Raw genomic sequence first — 19,838 nt, 5'->3', positions numbered from 1 at the left:
GCGGTGCGCCGCGCCGCCATCCGGGCCTTGCGTTGTTCACTGGTCGGGGAGGCCCAGGCGTGCCAGCCCGCCTCCTCCACCCACTGCCGTGCGTGGACCCGCTCGTCGATGCCACACCACCGGCACCCGTTCGGAGCAGGGAAACCGCTACGCAAAGAGCCTTGCTCGGAAGTCATCTCTCCCCCTCTCTGTCCTTATTCTTTCCCGCCGCACTGACAATCTCTCGCCCCCGGGCCCACCGCTCACTCCCTTGCCGCCGCCGGTACGGCATCTGACATCCAACGGTTCCCACAGATCACCAATGCGGGCCAGAACACCGAAACCGGCCCGCACCCCACACCCGAACGGTTACGGTCAGCGACCATGCGATTGCTCCACACCTCGGATTGGCACCTCGGGCGCACGTTCTACCGAGAGTCCCTCATCGATGCCCAACGTGCCTTCCTCGACCACCTGCTGACCGTCGCGCGCGAACGGGAGGTGGACGCGGTCCTGGTCGCCGGCGACGTCTACGACCGGGCCATCCCGTCCCTGGACGCCGTCGCTCTCTTCGACCACGCGCTCAACAGCCTGGCCGACCTGCGGGTCCCCGTCGTCATGATCAGCGGCAACCACGACTCGCCCCAGCGCCTTGGCGTCACGTCCCGCCTGATCGAACGGGCCGGCATCCACCTGCGCACCGACCCCGCCACCTGCCACACACCCGCTGTGCTGCACGACGCGCACGGACCGGTCGCGTTCTATGGTCTGCCCTACCTCGAACCGTTCCTGACCCGCGAGGAGATGGCAGCCGACAAGCCCACCCACGAGGCCGTCCTGGACGCGGCGATGGACCGGGTGCGGGCCGACCTCGCCGCCCGCCCGGCGGGCACCCGCTCCGTCGTCCTCGCGCACGCCTTCGTCACCGGGGGCCGCACCAGCGACAGCGAACGCGACATCACCGCCGGCGGGATCCCCACCGTCGGCGCCGCCGTCTTCGAGGGCATCGACTACGTCGCCCTCGGCCACCTCCACCGCCCGCAGAAGGTCACCGACCGCATCCGCTACAGCGGTTCCCCCCTCGCCTACTCCTTCTCCGAGGCCGGCTACGCCAAGACCACCTGGCTCGTCGACCTCGACGCCGACGCCAACCTCACCACCGAGGCCGTCCCCTGCCCTTGCCCCCGGCCCCTGGCCACCCTCACCGGGCACCTCGACGACCTCCTCGACGACCACCAGCACGACCACCTGCACGACGCGTGGCTGCACGTCGTCCTGACCGACCCACAGCGCCCCATCAACGCAATGGACCGCCTACGCACTCGCTTCCCCCACACGGTCCAGCTCACCTTCCTTCCCGAGGACGGCGGCCCCCGCGACAGCGCCACCTACACCGAACGCACCCGGCACCGCACCCCGCTCGAGATCACCGCCGGGTTCGTCGACCACGTCCGGGGCGGCCTCGCTCCCACCCCGGCCGAACACGACCTGCTGCGCCGGGCAGTCGAGTTCGCCCGCCACGACGACACCGAGAAGGAAGCCCGCTGATGCGCCTGCACACCCTCGTCCTGCAGGCCTTCGGCCCCTTCCGTACCCGGCAGAGCATCGACTTCGACACCCTCTCCCAAGGAGGGCTGTTCCTCCTGCACGGCGCCACCGGCGCGGGGAAGTCCACCGTCTTCGACGCCGTCTGCTTCGCCCTCTACGGCAACGTGTCGGGGGAGCGGCACCAGACGGCGCTGCGCAGCCACCACGCCGACCCCGCCACACCCACCCAGGTTGAGCTGGAGTTCAGCATGGCGGGGCGGCGCCTGCGAATCGTGCGAACCCCTCAGCAGGAACGCGCCCGACGCGACGGGAGCGGCACCACGCGTTCCCAGGCCAAGGCCCGGCTGGAGGAACAAGACGGCGACGACAGCCTCGGCCGGCCCCTGTGGAGGCCCGTCACCGCCGCCCACCAGGAGGTCGCCCGCGAGGTCGAAGCCCTGCTGGGCATGAACCGCGAGCAGTTCTGCCAAGTCGTCCTGCTGCCACAGGGCGACTTCGCGAAGTTCCTGCGCGCCAAGGCCGAGGAGCGCGCCACCGTCCTGGGCCGCCTCTTCGGCACCCACCGCTTCCGCACCATCCAACGCTGGCTCACCGACCACGCCAAGGAGAGCGGTCAACACTGCGACGACGCCCGCCGCGCCGTCCTGCGCGACATCGACCGCATCCAGGACACCGCCGGCGCCGCGATCACCGACCCGGTCGAGGAACCAACCCCCACCCAGGACAGCATCGACGCCGCCCACCCCGCCGCACTCGCCTGGGCGCGGGCCGTGCACGACGGCGCCGCCCAGGCCCAGCAGGCCGCCGCCGGCGCACTGCGGGACGCCCAAGCCCACCACCGGATCCAGGAGAGCCACACCGCACAGGTCCGCGTCCTGGCGGAGCGTCAGCTGCGCCACCGCACCACCGCCCAGGCCCTCACGGCCCTGCAGGCGCAGGCACCGGACTTCGAGAGCCTGCAGGCGGACCTGGAACGCGGTCGCAGCGCCGAGCGGGTCCGGCCCCTCGTCCGGGCCCTCGACGACGCGGACCGTGACCACGAACAGGCCCGCGAGGCAGAAGCCCAAGCCAGGACGCGACTGCCCGAACCGCGGCGCGAGGACACTGAGGAGAACCTCACCGCCGCCGAGGACCAGTTGAAGAACGAGCTGGGCCGCCTCGACGCCCTGCGCCACGACGAACGGCGCTTCGACGAACTGGCGGCCTCCCTCGCCACGCTCGAAGCCGAACTCGACGAAGCCCAGACCGACCACGACGAGATCACGGCCTGGCTCGGCCAAGCGGACGCCCGCCGCGCCGAGCACACCGCGCGGATCGAGCGCGCCCACCTGGCTCAGCTCCAGGCAGACAGTCTCGCCGCCACCCTGCCCGCCCTCCAGCAGCAACTCGCGGCGGCCCGCCGCCGCGACGAACTGGCCACCGAGGTGGCCCGGGCCCAGGCCGGCGTCGACGAGCTGACGGACGCCGTCGTGCGCAGCGCCGCGCACGCGCGAGAGATCCGGGACCGGCGCATCGACGGCATGGCCGGCGAACTCGCCGCCCGGCTGCGTCCCCAGGAGCCCTGTCTGGTCTGCGGTTCGCCCGTCCATCCCCGGCCGGCGACGGCTGCCGCCGATCACCCGAGCCGAGCGGACGAGGCCCGCGCGGAGCAGGCATATCAGCAGGCCGACCAGGCCTGCAAGGACGCCGAACAGGACCTGGTGCGGCTCACGGCCGAGGCCGGTGCGGCCGAGGAACTGGCCGACGGGCAGGCCACGGCAGAGCTGCAGCAGCGCCACCTCGCCGCCCAGGAAACCCACAAGGACCTCCTGGCCACCGCCGCCGACGCCGTTCCCGCCACCGAGGAACTGCGCGCCTTCGACGAGACGCACACGACCCGGACAACCGAACTCACCGCCCTGGGCCGCCGCATCGGCGACTACATGGGCCGCCAGGAGACCCAGAACACCGAACAGGAGATCCTGACCCAGCGCCTGGCCGACGCTCTGGCCGGGTCCCCGACGATCGCCGCCCGCAGCGCCGGACTCATCGCCGAGGCCAGGGCGATCGCGGTGGCGCGGGCGGCGATCCAACAGGTCGCGGCGAGCGCGGTGAGCCTGGACCGCGCGCACCGTGCCGCCTCGACCGAGATCACCGCCGCGGGATTCGCCACCGCCGAGGCCGCCCGCCAGGCCATGATCCCCGGCGCCGAACTGGCAGCGATGGAAAGCGAACTGGACGCCTGGCGGACCGCCCAGGCCACCCACGCGGCGACACTCGAGGACCCGGACCTCACACAGGCCGCCGCCACGGAACCAGCCGACGAGCAGGCCGCCGAGGCGGCGCTGACGGCCGCCGCCGACCGCGCGCAAGCGGCGGCGATCGCCGAGAGCGCCAGCCGCGCCCGCAGCGAGGCGCTGGTCTGCCACATCGACGACCTCACCCGGCACATCGCCCGCCTGGCCCCACTGCTGGAGGAGCACCACGTCGCCAAACACCTGGCGGAGCTGGCCGCAGGCACCTCGGGCGACAACCAGTACCGCATGCACCTGGAAGCCTACGTCCTGGCAGCCAGGCTGGAGGAGGTGGCGCGGGCGGCCAACACCCGTCTGGAACGCATGTCCTCCCACCGCTACGCGCTGTCCCACACAGACGCGCGCACCAGTGGACGCGGCCGTTCCGGCCTCGGCCTGGAGATCCTCGACCAGTGGACGGGCCAGACCCGCGACACCACCACCCTGTCCGGCGGCGAGTCCTTCTTCGCCTCGCTCGCGCTGGCCCTGGGCCTGGCGGACGTGGTCGCCCAGGAGGCCGGCGGCAGCCGGCTCGACACCCTGTTCATCGACGAGGGCTTCGGCAGCCTCGACGACGACACCCTCGACGAGGTCCTCGACGTGCTCGACGAACTGCGCTCCTACAGCCGCACCGTCGGGGTGGTCAGCCACGTCGCGGACCTGCGACGGCGCATCCCCAGTCAGATGCAGGTCCGCAAGAGCCAGGACGGCTCGACCGTGAAGGCCATGGCCACCGCCCCGGCCTTCTGACCTTCCTACACGATAGGACGAGGCGAGACCCCCACACCGATCGGGGCGGTCGACGCCTCGTCCCGTCGTCAAGCGGGCCGCCCGCCGTCCCAGCCCGCGAAGGAGAAGCACCGCCGTGGAGACCACCACCGAGGCCGATGTGCCGGCCGCGTTCCGCGCCGACGCCGGGCAGCCGGTCCCGCAGCAGCCGACCGGGGCGCTCAACCCCTTGCCGCTGCACTGGTTCCAGAAGGACGCGGTGGCGGCCGCGGTGAAGGAGGTTCGCGACGGCGGCCGCGCCACCGTCGTGGCCGCGACCGGCTCCGGCAAGACCCTCATCGCGGCCGGCTGCGCCCGGCGTCTGGCGGCGCGGGGGCGGGTGCTGGTGCTGGTGCCGACGATCGAGCTGTTGGAGCAGACCGCCGAGGCGTGGTCGCTGCGGGGCGGTCGCCGCGGGCTGGCGGTGGCGGCGTGCTCGCGCGAGGAGGCGCTGGAGAGCGCGGAGGCGGGCGGGCGGGTGCGTGCGGAGGTGTCGACGCAGGCGCCGCGGATCGCGGACCTGGTCGCCGCCGCGAAGCCCGGCGAGCCGGCGACCGTGTACGCCACCTACGCCAGCCTTGAGCGGATCGTGGCGGCTCACCGCGACTTCGGCCTGCCAATGTGGGACCTGGTGGTGATCGACGAGGCGCACAGGACCGCCGGCTCCGAAGGGAAGGCCTGGGCGGCCGTCCACACCGACGACAAGGTGCCCGCGAAGCGCCGCCTGTACTTCACGGCGACGCCGAAGATCGCCGATGACCGGAAGGCGAAGGACGGCCTGGCCGACCTCACCGCCACCGACGCCGCCGACGGCCAGGCGCTGCCCGCGCTCTGCTCCATGACGGACAGCCGAATCTACGGCGAAACCGTCTTCACCTGGACGCTCGGACAGGGCATCGAGCACGGCTACCTCGCCGACTACCGCGTCCTGGTGCCCGTCGTCACCGACGAGGACCTGCGCGAGCTCCTCAACCTGCCCGCCGTCGCCGACCTGCGCAGCCAGCGCTCCAACGAGGAACTGCTGCGCCTCGCCCTGCAGATCGCGGTGCTGCGCGCCATCGCCGACCTCGGCCTGCGCCGCGTGATCACCTTCCACTCCCGGGTCAGCGCCGCCCGCGAGTTCGCCGACACCCTGCTGGAGACCTCAGAACTGCTGCAGGACGCGGACCGGCCCGAGCGGATCTGGGCGAAGGCGGTCGCCGGAACCGACCGCCTCACGGTCCGCCGCAAGGCCTTCGCCGAGTTCAAGGCCCACACTGGCGACGACGGCGAAGAGTGCGGCATCCTCGCCAACGCCCGACTCCTGTCCGAAGGCATCGACGTCAGAAGCGTGGACTCCGTCGTCTTCAGCGATCCGAAATCGAGCGTCATCGATATCGTCCAGGCCGTCGGCCGCGCGCTGCGCCAGGCATACCGGCAGGGCAAGGTGTCCTGGATCATCATCCCCGTCTACCTGCCCAGCCCCGCCGTCGGCGACGACACCGCCGCCGACCCGGCCGAGGTCCACGACGCCGGGGAGGCGGTGAAGGCGGAGGCCGACGCCGAGATCGAAGCATCGTCGTTCCGCACCATCTGGCGGGTCCTGCGGGCCCTGGCCGCCCACGACGCCCGGGTGGTGGGCCGGATCACCGAGCTGCGCGCCAGCCGCTCCCAGGAGCACACCACCACGGCCAGGGCATCCGAGGGCGAGAGCCCCGGGGCCAGCACCGGCGAGGGAGAGCAGCAGCCCGCCGTTGCGGAGTCGCCGATCGAGTGGCTGCGGATCAACGCCAAGCACCACGCGAACGCCATCCTCCAGACGGTGAAGCTGCGGGCGTTCAATCCGCGGGCGGTCGAGTGGCAGCGGATGCACGCGGTCGCGGCGGTCTTCCACCTCCAGCACGGCCACCTCGACCCCACCGACAAGACGAAGCACGCCGAGCTGATCTCCTGGCTCACCCGCCAGCGCCACCTCAACGGGCAGAGCCTGCTCGACCCCGCCCGCGTCAGCGAGCTGGACGCGCTCGGCATGATCTGGTCGAAGAACGCCAACGCCTGGGAGAGGGGCGCCGCGCACGCCGCCGCGTTCCACCGCCGGCACGGCCACCTCGCGATCCCGGCGACCGCGAAGCTGGATGACCACGCCGTGGGTGCGTGGATGCGCCGCCAGCGCAAGGCCGAGAACCTGACCAAGGACCAGGCCGCCAAGCTCGACGGGCTGGACGAGCTGTGGCGCCTGGAGCCGGACTGGAACCGCTCCTACCGGCGCCTGCTCGCCTACCTCGCCGCTGGCGGCACTCTGGCCGGCCCGGCGAATCGCACCGGCGGCGAGGCGGACCCGACCTTCCGCCCCGGCGCCTGGCTGCGCAAGCAGGACAAGGCCCGCACCGAGGGTAAGCTGACCGACCACCAGACCGCGCTCCTAGACGCGCTCACCCGGCACGCCGAGACCGTCGCCGACTGACCCGCCCCGACCAACGCCCGCCGTCCCGGGCCGCCCAGGCCGGGACGGCCCGCTTCCCAGAAGGAGACGAGTGACCACCACCCAGCGGCGTCGCCTCCTCCTCTTGCTCCGGATGGCCGCGGCCCAGCGCCTCGACCTGCCGGGCGGGCAAGCCTGACCCGCTCTGGGCCGGCCCACTACCCCTTTCGCTGCGCGGCCCAGCCGGGTGACCTCCGGCTGGTCCGCGCATGCGGCGTCGAGATAGGCGCGCGCTTCTTCCAGCTGTTTCCTCGTCCGTGCCACCGCGCCCCAGGTCACAGGCTGGCCGTCTCCTCCTGCGCGGTGCTCCCGTCGTCGGCTGCTTCGGGGGCGTCTTCGAGGCTCTCTGCGGTGCGGCGGTAGTAGGGGTGGGTGGAGTCCATCCTGCGGGCGAGGTGGAGGGGCGTGGGGGTGCTTTGGCGGACGTCGGAGGTGATGCCCTGGTTGGTTAGGACGGCGGCGACAGCGCCGATGAGGTCGCAGTCGGCGCCGGTGCTCTGGGTGATGACGGTGAACCGGGTGGCGGTGTGGGCGTAGCCGTTCTTGCTCTGGCTGCCGCTGTCGAAGCGTGTCTCGTCTTTCCCGAAGCGGCCGGCGGGGCCGGCGGCCCAGACGCGGGGGACGTTGACGAGCAGGAAGTCGGGGTAAGTGAGGGTGCCGTCGTCGGTGGTGAGCTGGAAGAGGCTGTTGGTGGTGTCGGTGGCGCGCCAGGTGCCGTCGCTGGTGCGCATGTGGGCACCGGTGGGGCGGCCGATGCGTTCCAGGTCGCCAATGACGCGGACGGTGGCCAGGGGGCGTTGGGCGCGGGGGAGGTTGTGGCCGGGCAGCCACGACGCCGGGCGGGACAGGTTGGAGGGCGGGTTCTGGCCCAGAGCTTCGTCGGTGAGGCCCGCCCAGATGTACTCGGCGCTGTCGCCGTCGACATAGAGCACCGCGGGGGCTGCTTCGGGCAGTTGCGTGCGGGTGGCGATGAGGGCCTGTTCGACGATGTCCGCGGCGGCGCGGGCTTGGAGGGTCTCGTCCGCGGCAGGGCGGTAGCCGGTGACGTCCCAGGCGAGGTCGGCGGCGTGCAGCGCGGTGACGGCCGGGCTGTGGGACAGCCACTGTCCGGCCTGTGGGCTGTAGGCCCAGATCTGCCAGGGGTCGTCCTTCCCGCCGGTGGGGCGCATGGCGGTGAGGGTCGCGGTGATCGGTGCCGGTTCGGTGCTGCGGGGCCGGCCGGGCGTGCGGTGCTGGGCGTGGCGGCGGACGTGGATGCCGATGTGCCATCGGTTCTCCAGCGGCAGTTTCCCGAACGCGGCGCCCAGGCGGTGATCGGTGGCGCCGACGCCGCTGAGGATCTCGCGCAGCACGTTCGCGGTCGAGCTGTCCAGGCCGTTCTGACGCGAGGCGACCTTCTTCGCCCGGTACTTCTCGTTGTAGGGCTTGCCCTCCCGGGTGTGGGTGGGGATCGGTGGCGGGGCCTGCTTGATGTACTGGGAGGTCGCCGAGAGGCGCGCCAGGGCCTGCTTTGAGGGCCACTTGCCGTCCTCGGCCTCGGCCTTCTCTCGGTCTTCGACGCTCGGGTACCAGCGGTCGGGGTCCCAGTCGGTCTCGCAGATCGCCGCGACGAGGGTGTCCTCGCGGGTGTAAGGAGCGAGCATCTGGGCCAGGTCCCGCTCGCGCTCCGCGCTTGTGTGCGGTCCGTGGCCCAGCGCGCCAGCCTTGTCGAGGAGGAAGACGACCTCGATACGTCCGCCGGCCGCGGGTTCGGCGACGCCTTCGACGGCCTTCCAGTCCTCACCGCAGCCCCACTGGGCGGCGATCACGGCCTTCACCCGGGCGCGGACCTCGTCGGTGCTCCACAGAACGGGCACGAGGAGGGCGCCCACGCCAGCGGCGTCCAGCGCCGCGGGGATCCGCTCCGGCGGGATGGGTCCGCTGACGCGCGAGCCGCTCTCGGTGGGCGGCACCTTGATGCCGGGGACCTCGATGAACACGGGACTGCGGTGGCTGTACTTCTCACACCGGGTGTCGATGGCCTCCTCGAGGCGGCGAAAGAGCTCCATGCCGTGTCCGCGCCCCAGCCCGGGCGTGCGGACGCTGGCGGGGGCGACGGCCCACACCGGCCCCGGGCCAGCATCGGCGAGGGCGCCGGCGGCGAGGTGTTCGGGGAAGGGCGGCACGTTCCTACTCAAGCGGGGCAGGGCGGCCAGGCGGCGGCTGGCGGCGACCGCGGGGACGTTCAGGCGGCGCTTCCACGGCGGGCCGTCGGTGGCCGCGGCAACGACGAGCGGCTGGTCGGGGTTGGCCAGCAGGACGGTGGCGACGCCCTTCCAGGAGGTGGCGAGGAGGGTGGTGACGGCGTTGACGGTCAGTGCGTGGCGCCCAGAGTGCCCGCTGGCGGCGGTGCCGATGGTGATCCGGGGCAGCAGGTGGCGCACGATGCCCTTGCGGTCGGGTTCGGCGGGCAGCTCGTGGCCGATCGCGGCCAGGCGGCCGTCGGTGCACAGGGAGAAGCGGACGGGCGTGCCGTTGTTGCGGGGCCACTCGAGGGCAGCAAGTTCCTCGGCCAGGCGCCAGCGGGCGAGCTCGCCCGGCCACCAGCCGCGTGAGCGCCTGCCGGCGCGGGGCGGCTCGGGCAGGACGGCGGGGCGGGGCTCGGCCCGGGCGAGGAGTTCGGCCAGCTGCTCGCCGATGCGCCGGCCGTCAGGTCCGGGGACCACGGCCTCGGCCCAGTAGCTGAACACGTCGCGCCGGTCCTCGGCGCTGATCGGCGCCGCGCACAGCAGTTCGTAGTGGCCGTCGTTCCACTGCCAGCGCGCCCAGGTACCCGCGGCCGCGCGCAGAACGGACTCCAGCGCCCGGTAGGGCGGCTGCACCTCCAGCCCGGAGCCGACGTTGCGCTTGTACTCCTGCGCAAGCTCACCGGCCAGGTCCAAGGCGGGGGCGGCGGGCCGGTAGGCGATCACCTGCCCCAGGTCGGATGGTGCGGTGCGGAACTGCAGCAGGCGGGCCTGCTTGCGGGCGACGCTGTCGAGCGGGCGGCTCATGCGTACTCTCCCAGGTAGGAGTGGAAGCCCGCGCGCAGCGCAGGGAGCAGGTGCTGGGCGTGGGCGTACTCGGCGATTTCCTCGATGGTGTGGCCGTAGCAGGCGCCGAGCTGGGCGAGGTCGCCTGGCGGGGACTGCTCGAGCAGTTCCCGCACCAGGGTGGGCAGGTCGGATCCCCAGGTCGGGTCGTGGAAGGCGCCGTCGATGAAGTGGAGCTCGACGTGGGTCTGCCCGCGGCGTCCGCGGCCGGCCAGCTGGACGCTCTGTCCCAGGAGGGTGGCGACGAGTTCATGCTTCAGCTCGTCGGGCAGGGCGGAGAAGCGCTTGGGCGCATTCAGGTTGAGGCGCAGGTGCGCCTCGGCCGCCGCGCGGGCCCGGGCCAGGGCGGCGGCGGGGTCGTCGCCGGGAGCGGTGTCGCGCCAGGCCCGGGCGGCGACGCTGGCGGCCAGCACCGGTGCCTCGTCGGCCGGCATGACCGGCCGCACAGCCATGGCGATCAGGGTGATGGCGGAGACGGCGACGCCCTCGAACACGGTCAGTACGTTCAGGCCCCGTTCGGTGCGCGGCAGCGGCGAGATGAGTACTTCGCCGTCGAGGTCGGCCAGTTCCGAGAAACGGTCGCGGGTGAGCTGGCCGATCGCGTCGCACACCGGCGGCAGGGAGGGGTCGGGGGTGTCCGCGACGGCGACGTAGATCCGCAGCCGCCGTCCGAGGGCGAGCGCGGTGTCGTACAGGGCCTGGGCGAACAGGCGGGCCTGCCGGTAGGAGTTGACGGTGACCAGCGCCCGCGCGCGGTGCCGGGTACGCGGATCCGCGGTCAGCCGGGCCAGGTCGCGGACCAGGCCCGGCGCGTAGCCGGCGGCCAGCGAGATGACCCGCTGGTCTCGTTCGCGGTAGGGCGTGCTGCCGACGGCCAGGAGTTTCCCGTCGGCGACGGGAGTGCTGTTGAAGATGCTCAGGCCGCCTTGGAGGGTGTCGGGCATGGCCCAGTCGGGGCGGGCGAGCAGGTGGGTGCGAGCCGCGCCCGGCATGTACCCGGTGGCGGACATGCCCACCACGGTGCGCTGGCGGCCGCTCAGAGCGAGGGAGACGACGCTGCCGAGGAACTGTGTCTCGGTGTGGGGGTCGGCGCGCAGCACCTCCATCTTCAAACTCGCATGTCCGCCCGGGTCGTCCAGCCCCTCGAAGCGGAACCCGCCCAGCTGGCGGCCCAGCGGGCCGAACGGGACGACGGTGCCGGCGCCCTGGTGGCCGATCGCGTCGGCGAGCGTGGAGGCCGCGTCGATGCCGTGCCCGGCGAGCTCGCCCGCCCGGTCCGTCAGGTCGAACATCGTGTGGACGATGGCCGTCAGCCACGCCTTCATCATCAGCGCGTGCAGGACGCCCGCGGTGGCCTCGGCGTGCGTGACTACCCCCACCGGCCCCGGGCCGCCGGGCCCGCGCTGCGCCGGCACCGCCGATTCGACGGGTGCCCCATCGCCTCCGCTCCCGGTGGTGGCGTAGGCGGGCAGCGCGGCGGAGACGATGTCCCGCAACTCGCCCTTGAGAGGGGCCAGTTGCCACTCGCCGCCCTCGTCGATGGTGAGCATCCGCTGCAGCACGTCCGGGACGGGCAGCAGTCGATCCGGCAGCACGGCACGGGAGGGCCGGTCGCCCGGCCGCGTGGCCACGCGCGGGAGCAGGGCCTGCAGGCACTCAGCCTGCTCCGCAGTGGCCGCGGCCTCGGCATCCACTCCGATCAGGTTCTCCAGCAGGTGCCGGTCCCACCGGTGGGGCTGGTACCAGCGCTTGCGGTCCTGCACCACCTGCCGGGCCCGGCGCGGGTCCTGCCCGCGGGCCAGAGCCCGCGCCTGGGCGACCTCGGTGCACACCTCCTCGCCGGCCACCAGGTCGAGCAACTGCTCGGCCAGGAACACCGCCCGGGTCAGCGGCCGGCGCACCGCCACCGCCAGCCGCGGCGGCGCCTGGTGCAGGCTGTCCCGGATCTGCCGCAGCACCGTGTTCGGTCGGGAGCGGGACGCGAGCTCCAGCACGCCGCACTCGTCGAACCCCTTCGACTGGTAGGCGTCGACCTCGTCGACGACCACGTAGGACGCCAGGCGCAGAAGGAACTCCCGCACGCTGATGCTGTTGCGGACTTCCCCGTCGACCTCTACCGGAACCTTGATCATCCCGGACTGGAAGCACGCGCGGGTGGTCACGATGATCCTGGCCGTCGTCGCGGCCTCGACGTGGGAGAACTTCCCGCAGGACGACACGTACGGGCACAGCGCCCGCTCCGGCTGGCCGAAAGCGTCCGACGCGGTGACCGTGCACGGCTCCCTGCCGCCCTCGAAGACGTCGCGGCCCTCGAGCTGCGCCTGCGCGGCGCACCCGTAGGCGGAGTTGTCGATGAGGAAGGCGATGCTCGCCGACGCCTGCGCCAGTGGCACAGCGGTGCCCTCCAGTTTCGCGGCGGAGCGCAGCGCGAAGGCATAGCGGCTGTTGGGTGCGATGAACGGCGTGGCCGTCGCCTTGACGCCCGCCGCCCGCAGCTCCTGCTGCAAGGTGGCGGCCTCGCCGTACACGTCGCCGTTGTCGCTGACCACCAGCACGGTGGTGCGATCCAGGCCTGCCTGCTGGATCGCCAGCCCCCGGCCGAAGACGTTCTTGCCCACGCCCGGAGGCGCGCTCAGCAGGTGCATGCGTCCCGGAGGCAGGACGACAGGCTCCAGGGGGCGCTGTCCGCCCCCGATCGTCCCGCGCAGCAGCAGCGCGATCTGCTTCTCGCGGAAGGCCGGGCCCTCCATGTCCTGGTCGGTGTCCCGGCTCTGCCAGCCGAGCTCGTCGGCGTCCACCACCAGGTCCACCGACGGCGCGGTCACGACCCGGGGCGGCCTGTACACCCCCTGCTCGTCCGGGAAGGCGAGCTGGACCCGCCCACGCGAGGTCGGCGCCGACCAGCCCGACCCGCTGGCGACCCGCAGAGCCCGCCGGCGCCCGGTCGCCGCGAGCAAACGGTCGGCGACGTCCGCGGGATCCTGCCCGTGAACGGGCAGCACTTCGAGCGCCCGCCCCCGCTCACTGCACCTGAGCGCGTAGAGGGAGGGCAGCGGGTCGTCCACGTCCGGGGTGTGGAAGACATCATGGACGGCCCGTTCGACATGGTGCAGCAGCGCCTCCCCCCGGTGGCGGATGCCCAGCAGCGCGCCCAGGCGCTGCTTGTCCGCCTCGGGCCACCGCTCCCAGTCCGCCACGACGCGCGGCGCGTGCCCGCTCAGCAGGACGTGGGCGTCCGCAACGCGCACCACCTGCTGCCCGTCGCGGAACCGGACGGGCAGCAGGTGCTCGGCCAGGGCCAGAGCCGCGGCCAGGGTCCTGCTCACGCTCCCTCCACCTCCGCCACCAGATCGGTGTCGGTCAGCACACGGGCGCCGCTGCCCCGCACCGCCCGGCGCAGCAGCGGCAGGTACCCGCGCAGGTGCTCAGGCACCACGAAGCACAGCTCGCCGGGCCCCTCCGGGTCCTCACGCAGCTTCTGGGACAGCCCGTACGGGTCGGCCCAGGTCTTGACATCAACGCGCCACGTCCGGGACCGACCAGGACGGGTGACGTGCAGGTCGTAGGCGTCGCCGAACGGCCACAGCCGCACCTGCGCGCCCGAGGCGACCAGCCGGTCACGCAGCTCGACCTCCAGCAGGCCCGGGAGCGTCACCCACAGCCACAGGGCATAGGGCAGCGCCACGTAGCCCTCAACGGGCACCAGCTCCGGCACGGTGCGCAGTTCGCCGCGCGGGGACAGGCGCCAGCTCTCCGCAGCCGGCTGGGCCCGGTACCGGCCACCCAGTAGGCTGTGGCGCTCGTCCTCGCACTCGAGGTCCACCGCGCCGTTAGGGCGAAAGGTGGCCCGCATCGTCCACTTGCACATCGGGCACGCCGCCCACAGGCCGCCGAACTGCCGCGTCGGGGAGATCCCGGCGTACGCGCCCAGCTCGACCAGCACGGTGTTCCGGGACAACTCACGCCGTGTCAGGACAGGCGTGCGCACCATCGCCTCCCGGCCCCGGGTGTACGCCTCGAAGCCGGCGGCCCTCAGCGCGCGGAAGACCGCGTGCTGGACGGTCTCACCGGAAATTCGCGACAACCCGGCACTCGCCGGCATCACTCCCACCGCCCGCAGCAGGCTGAGCAGATGACGGATGTCGGCACCGATCCCTGGGGCCTGGTGGCCATGCTCGGCAGCTTCCACCGCCAGCCGGTGCAGCGCCGAGCTGGGCATGCCGTCGCCATCGAGCAGCCACAGCTCGCCGAGCACCGACCCCTGGGGCCGTCCCGGCAGAAGGTCGGCCACCCGAGTCCCGCGTAGCCGCCCGGTGAACACCTCGTACGAGGGCGCCGACGCAAGGACACCGAATGAACGCACGTAGCGGCCATAGCACTCCATCAGCAGCCGCATCCGCCCCCGAGCCTGGCCCTCACTGCTGCTCAAGGCCAGTGCCGCGACCACGCAGGCATCGAGCGCCGCGCGCTGATCCTCGTCGAGTTCTTGAACGGCCGTCGCCGTCCCGGCCACCGCCGACACTCGGTCCTCCCCGCACCACATCGAGCCCATGCCGCAACATCAACCCCTCCACCCTGTGGGAGGGCACGGGAGTTCGGGGCACTTCCCCCGATCCAGCGACCCCGGCACCGTGCTGATCTCCCGCTACCAGCCGTAGCGGGGCTGTACAGCCAGCCGGTCCTAGAGCATGGGCCGACCGCCGATCAGTAGAGGCCACCCTGACCCCAGGCCGCCACTGAAAGAGACTGGCCCGCGACGGGCCGGGGCGATGTGTCCGGGTCGGCCGCTAGCGTGTTGGAGGTGACCTACACATCGCTGCACCGCGCTCTGGGCGTCCCGGCTGGCTCTGTCACCGAGGAGATGATCGTCGCCGCCGTGGCCGCGAACGTCGTCGAGAGCGAGGACCTGGACTGGAAGCGGGATGTTGACGAGATCAAGGACGCGAAGGAGTTCGCCAAGGACGTGGCCGCGATGGCCAACACCGCTGGCGGCCTCATCGTCTTCGGTGTCGGCGAGGACGGCGCCGACCACGCGGACGAACTGGTCGGCATCGAGAACCCGAAGCCGCATGTCCAGAGCCTGCGGGGGAAGGCCGGCATGGTTCGGCCGTTCATCCCGGCGCTGCGTGTCTACAGCGTGCCCCTGACCGCGCTGCCGGGCCGGCACCTCATCGTGGTCGACGTGCCACGAAGCCCCGAGGCTCCCCACCTGGTTCCGCAATCGAAGGAGTCGTGGGGGCTGCCCCGGCGCCGCGACAGCGACACCGACTGGCTGGGGGAAAGCGACCTGGAGGCCGCGTACGCGGGCCGGTTCCGGCGCCGACGCGCCGCAGAAGAGCACCTGGCAGCGCTGGCGGAGGAACTGGACGACCGCCTCCGGGGGAAGGAGCACGAAATCTGGGTCACCGTCACCGCTGCCTGCTCAATGCCCTCGATCGCCGACACAGAACAAGCTGTCAACCAGACTGCTCCCGAGCCGAGCATGCTCGACGCGATCCAACTCCTCCAGGACGACGGCGAACTGCGCCAAGCCTTCGACGGTGGCACCGCAATACCGAAGGTCGGTCTGCGACGTGCGGTGGTCAGCAGCAGCTCGCCCTACGCCGGCTTGAGCGACAAAGGGCATCTCGAGCTCTTCCACGACGGCGCCTTCGCCGGCGCCTTGAACGTGGCTCACACGCCTCCTGTCGGAGGCATTCGCTACCTGGCTCAGAGCCGAATGGAGGGCGCGATCCGGGACCTGGTGACGGTAGCGGCCCTGCATGCTCACCGCCGCCAGGCCGACGGAGTTCTGCAGATCCGCGCGACCATAAACGTCCCCCCACCTGGGCAAATCTCCGCTAGACGCCTCGCCCTTACCCACCAGCACTACATGACGAGCACACCGGAACCCGCCCCCGCCAGCATCGTGCTTGAACGGGTTGCCCCAGTGACCGGCGAGATCCCCTTGACCGACGCGGTCTCCTCGAACGAGGCGCGGATGCGGATGGTCCGCCAGCTCGCGCTCGACCTTATCCACCAGTTCGCGGTGGCCTCACTCAAGACTCTGTAGCTCCCGTCCCGACCTCCTCGGCGACCAGCTGCTGGCTGGGCTCCTCCGGGGACCCGTTGGTGGCGCTTCGGCCGCTCGGGCCGGCACTCCCTCGTCGAGGCGTTGGAGAACCCGAACAACCGGGCCGCCTACGACCTGCGCCAGGCCGCCCGCGAGGACGAGGAGCACAAGGTCCATCAGGAGCTGATGGACTCCCTGGTCTGCATCGACTGCGGCGACGTTCCCGAGGAGGAGAGCACCTGGGAGTACGGCCCCAAGGGACAGGTCGAGTGGACTCGCCGCCCCGGCGGTCGCTGCTGGCCCTGCCGCCAGGACCGCGAGGAGCGCCTGGAACGGGAGGCCGAAGAACAGCTGGAGGCCGCCTGTACAGCCAACGCCGCGCTGCGCCCGTGCTGGACGTGCCGGGGCTCGATCGGGGGGAAGGAGGGCTCGAAGCTGGAGCTGCGGGAGAAGGCCCGGCCGGACCGGCTGGAGTGCCCCGGGTGCGTACGGGCCCGCGCCACAAAGGACTTGGGCCCGCTGATGCTGCCGGTCCCGTCCAAGCGCGAGCTGGTGGCCGCGCTGGTCTCCACTCCAGACGATCCGTGGTGGGAGGACCGCGTGCTGCACGCAAAGCTCCACCCAGCGAGGGGCCGCAGGGTGTGACCTGTTGGTGGGTGTGGGCGTAAAATGGCCTCTTTGCTGGGTTGTCTGGACCTTTGGTTGTGCCTGTTGGGGGTGTTCGGTCGGGTGGGTGGCCGGGCTGGTGTGGTGACTGTGTGTGGTGGTTGGTGGGGTCGGGGGGTCGGGTCGGTCGCTGGCGGGGCCGGTGGGGTGTTGTTGGATGTGGAATGAGGATGAATTCCGCCGGTAATTCGGTTGGGTTGTTTTGGCGGATTGGTTTCCGGTGGTGGTTTGAATTCGGGTCAGAATTGCGGGGGCGGGGGTGGTGGCGGGGTGGGTGTTCGGTTTCGTCCGGGGTGGAGCTGCCGGGCCCCCGCGCCGTCCGGGCCTGCTGCGCCCTGCTCCGGTCGCCGCCTGTCCAGGCCGGGCCCCGTGCGCGCCTCGCTGCGCCCTGCCCGGCTCGCCGGGGCTGCCGTTCGGTGCCGGGTGGGCACCTCTCGTGGTCCTGGTCGTTGACCGTGGCATGGATGAGGACGAGTGGGACGAGTACCTGGACCCCGACGACGACCGGCCGCTCCCGCGCTGCGACGAGTGCGGGCGGAACTGGGGACACACCGCGGGGTGTGACATCGCCCGGGAGGCCAGCGACTGGCCACTGTGAGCTCCCGAGGCTGACCCGGCCGTCCGGGCCTCAATGCGCCGCCGTCCCGGGGCCCGTGCCTGCCGCTGCGCCCCTGCCCGGGTGCCGCCGTCCCGGGTTGCTGGGCGCTGCTGTTCGGGTTGGACGGCTGGGTGGCCGTCAGGCCGCCCTGGAGGCTGTCCCGGCGCTGTCCTGGTGGTGGGTGGGGGTTGTCGCGCGTGCTGTTGCGTCCCCCTGTCGCGTCGGGGGGTTGTCCTGTGGTGTGACGTGGGCGGATACGGCTGTTCCCGTGTGTGTGGTGGGGGCGCGACAGGTGGGTGCGACAGGGTGCCGGGGTGCGGGCCGCGGCTGCTGCTCGGTGGGTGCCGACGACCGCCAGGTGCTGGCGGTCCTGGCCGCCGTCCGAGGCGCTGTCCGGGGCGGCGGGGGCACGGCCGGGACGGCGGCCGTTCGCCCGGGAAGGCCGGCTTTCTCGGCGGCCTGGTCCTGGTGGTGGTGCTCGGCGGCTGACCTGTGACAGCGAACCTGGACCACGTGCCACTGGAGTTGGATCGAACGCAGTTCGTGACAGCAAAGTTGGACCACCACGGGCACGTTGTCAGTGCGTCAGATGACGCGGTCCCGGTAGCCCTGGAAGGCGTGCCAGCTCGTGGCAGCGTCGTGCGAGGCAAGGAAGGCGCCCTCGGAGATGTCGAGGACCCGGCAGCCGACCGCGTCGGCGATCCGGAACACGGCATGCATGGCCTCGTCGCCGGTGCCCCTGACGTGAAGGATGATCGATTCGACGGGGTCGTCGGAGCCGATGTTCACCCCGACTGACCAGGCCGGGCCAGCGAGGCGTGCCCAGGCCGGATCGGTGAGGTCGATGCCGGGGATCCGCTCGCGCAGGGCTGCTGCTACATGCTCGCGTGATCCCAGGTGATCGGAGATGAAGTCGTTCGGGATCTCGTCGACCGAGGTGACGTCGGCGGGAGCGGGAAGCAGAAGCAGGTCCCAGCTCATGGAGTCCTCCGGTTGGTGTGGTGGCGACGCGCCGACGATAGTCCTGACCGGCTGCACATCTGACCTGCGGTGGTCCATCTTCGCTGTCACGCACTGCGTTCGGTCCACCTTCGATGGCAATCGGTCCGGGTTCGCTGTCACAGGTCAGCGGCGGGGTGGCGGGTGGGGAGGTGCAACGCGGTGTTGCGGTGGGGTGCAACACGGGGCCGTGTTGAGGGTCTGAGCTGGTGTTATGTGGCCGGTGGCGGGGGTGGGTGGGCGTGTTGCACCTCGTGTTGCACCGGGCTGGGCCGGTTGGCCGGCTTCGGCGGCCCGCCCGCGTCGCCCGGTGCCGCGCCCGGCTGCTGGGTCCTGGCTGCCGTCCTGGTCGGCCGCCAGGCCGTCCTGCTGCGCCCGGCTCGGCCGCTGCTGTGCTGCCCGTTGCTGGGGCCCTGGCCGCCCGTCCAGGCCGCCGTCTTGGCCGTCCCGGCCCCCGGGTTGCTCGGCCGTCTCGGGGCCCGCCCTGGCCGTAGTCCTGGCTCGGTGTTCGGTTTGGTGTCGCTGCTCCGGGAATTGCTCCGTTGACGTCGAGCGGGATTTCCTCGGCGGTCTGGAACGGCGGTCGCCGTGTCGGCACGGAGGGCCGTAGGCCCCTTTCCGGTGTGCCTGAATTCGATTTCCGTCCGCTGCGCCCCGCAAGGCTTTACGATTGCCACCTGAAAGAGAGTGGAAAGAAATTTGAATTCTCGCCCGGAGCGCGGCCGGATAGAGCTGTGATGGACGGTTGCCCGTTCACGTCTCGGGCCCGTTCGGGGACCGGTAGGATAGGGCTGTACGGAAGTCGGGGAAACGCCGCCGGATTCGCTTCGGATTCCGGCCGGGAGTCTGCGGTTGAGGGCCCGTCAGCCACGGCCGTCCGGGGCGCCCGTGAGGGCCCGACACCCGGGGCCGGGGAGGCCGAGCCGGACTGGTGGCCCGGAGGTTGCTCCCGAGGGCCGCAGGCCCCGCCCCAGGGGCGCCGGATGGGCCGCCAGCCCAGCAACCAGGCGGCGGACCGGCCACCGGCCGGGACCGGGGGAGGGCCCCGGGGATGAGGTTGTGACTGATACCCGAAGTCCGCGTCACATCGTCAACGCCGAGGGCCGCAGGCCCCGGCCGGCACCCCGCCCGACCGGAGGGATGGGCCACTACCCGAATTCCGCGTCACATCGTCAACGCCCGCCCCCGGGCGCAGCCCGGGAAACCCTGCCAGACAATCGGCCCGTAGGGCCGTGAAAACACCGGCACAACAAGACCGGAAAGTCGACCGATTGACGGGCCGAAGGCCCGGGGAAAAGCCGCCCGAAAGGCGGAGCGCAGCGACGCCCAACACCAACCCCAACCCACCCGCACCAACCCAAGTATTCGCCACCGGCGAATACCCCCAACCCCCCACCACCCGCCGAGGCGCAGCCGAGGCCAC

10 protein-coding genes are annotated in these 19,838 nt (G+C 72.1%); 6 read left to right on the top strand and 4 right to left on the bottom strand.

Annotation, left to right across the window (positions count from 1 at the left end; genetic code table 11):
* Positions 1–363: 363 nt before the first annotated feature.
* From ACFRMQ_RS13605 to ACFRMQ_RS13595, 3 genes are all read left to right on the top strand, one after another.
* Positions 364–1,527 (top strand): exonuclease SbcCD subunit D, encoded by a 1,164-nt coding sequence (locus ACFRMQ_RS13605; RefSeq protein WP_380357447.1) that lies wholly within the window; start codon positions 364–366, stop codon positions 1,525–1,527.
* On the top strand, positions 1,527–4,550 hold the full coding sequence (locus ACFRMQ_RS13600) for an AAA family ATPase (RefSeq protein ID WP_380730336.1): 3,024 nt from the start codon (positions 1,527–1,529) through the stop codon (positions 4,548–4,550). Before ACFRMQ_RS13605 ends, ACFRMQ_RS13600 begins: the two co-directional genes overlap by 1 nt.
* 115 nt (positions 4,551–4,665) lie before the next feature.
* A complete protein-coding gene (locus tag ACFRMQ_RS13595) occupies positions 4,666–7,011 on the top strand; it encodes a Helicase associated domain protein (RefSeq protein WP_380730334.1) in 2,346 nt (781 codons plus the stop codon).
* A gap of 293 nt (positions 7,012–7,304) precedes the next feature.
* Here the strand turns inward: ACFRMQ_RS13595 and ACFRMQ_RS13590 are convergent, their stop codons facing one another.
* The 3 genes from ACFRMQ_RS13590 to ACFRMQ_RS13580 are packed head-to-tail and all read right to left on the bottom strand — an operon-like array spanning position 7,305 to position 14,622.
* On the bottom strand, positions 7,305–10,061 hold the full coding sequence (locus ACFRMQ_RS13590) for an RNAseH domain-containing protein (RefSeq protein ID WP_380730332.1): 2,757 nt from the start codon (positions 10,059–10,061) through the stop codon (positions 7,305–7,307).
* Positions 10,058–13,426 carry a hypothetical protein gene (locus ACFRMQ_RS13585; protein ID WP_380730330.1) on the bottom strand — a complete coding sequence of 1,123 codons (3,369 nt, stop codon included), beginning with the start codon at positions 13,424–13,426 and terminating at the stop codon, positions 10,058–10,060. Before ACFRMQ_RS13585 ends, ACFRMQ_RS13590 begins: the two co-directional genes overlap by 4 nt.
* Complete coding sequence (locus ACFRMQ_RS13580; RefSeq protein ID WP_380730328.1) at positions 13,423–14,622, bottom strand: hypothetical protein; 1,200 nt, start codon at positions 14,620–14,622, stop codon at positions 13,423–13,425. Before ACFRMQ_RS13580 ends, ACFRMQ_RS13585 begins: the two co-directional genes overlap by 4 nt.
* A 279-nt stretch (positions 14,623–14,901) precedes the next feature.
* Between ACFRMQ_RS13580 and ACFRMQ_RS13575 the strand changes: the two genes are divergently transcribed.
* From ACFRMQ_RS13575 to ACFRMQ_RS13565, 3 genes are all read left to right on the top strand, one after another.
* Positions 14,902–16,152 carry a helix-turn-helix domain-containing protein gene (locus tag ACFRMQ_RS13575; protein ID WP_380730326.1) on the top strand — a complete coding sequence of 417 codons (1,251 nt, stop codon included), beginning with the start codon at positions 14,902–14,904 and terminating at the stop codon, positions 16,150–16,152.
* Positions 16,153–16,254: 102 nt separating this feature from the next.
* The gene (locus tag ACFRMQ_RS13570; protein WP_380730324.1) at positions 16,255–16,797 is read left to right on the top strand and encodes a hypothetical protein; all 543 of its coding nucleotides are present in this window, start codon (positions 16,255–16,257) and stop codon (positions 16,795–16,797) included.
* Between the two features lie 481 nt (positions 16,798–17,278).
* Positions 17,279–17,416: a hypothetical protein gene (locus ACFRMQ_RS13565; RefSeq protein ID WP_380730322.1), complete on the top strand. Its 138-nt coding sequence runs from the start codon at positions 17,279–17,281 to the stop codon at positions 17,414–17,416.
* A gap of 585 nt (positions 17,417–18,001) precedes the next feature.
* On the opposite strand, the gene ACFRMQ_RS13560 is transcribed toward ACFRMQ_RS13565, so the two are convergent.
* On the bottom strand, positions 18,002–18,487 hold the full coding sequence (locus ACFRMQ_RS13560) for a hypothetical protein (protein ID WP_380730320.1): 486 nt from the start codon (positions 18,485–18,487) through the stop codon (positions 18,002–18,004).
* Between the last annotated feature and the right edge of the window lie 1,351 nt (positions 18,488–19,838).

Source organism: Kitasatospora sp. NPDC056783 (assembly GCF_042789895.1).
GTDB lineage: Bacteria > Actinomycetota > Actinomycetes > Streptomycetales > Streptomycetaceae > Kitasatospora.
Note: the sequence above shows the minus strand (reverse complement) of the source record. Positions and strands in the feature narration are given on the sequence as shown.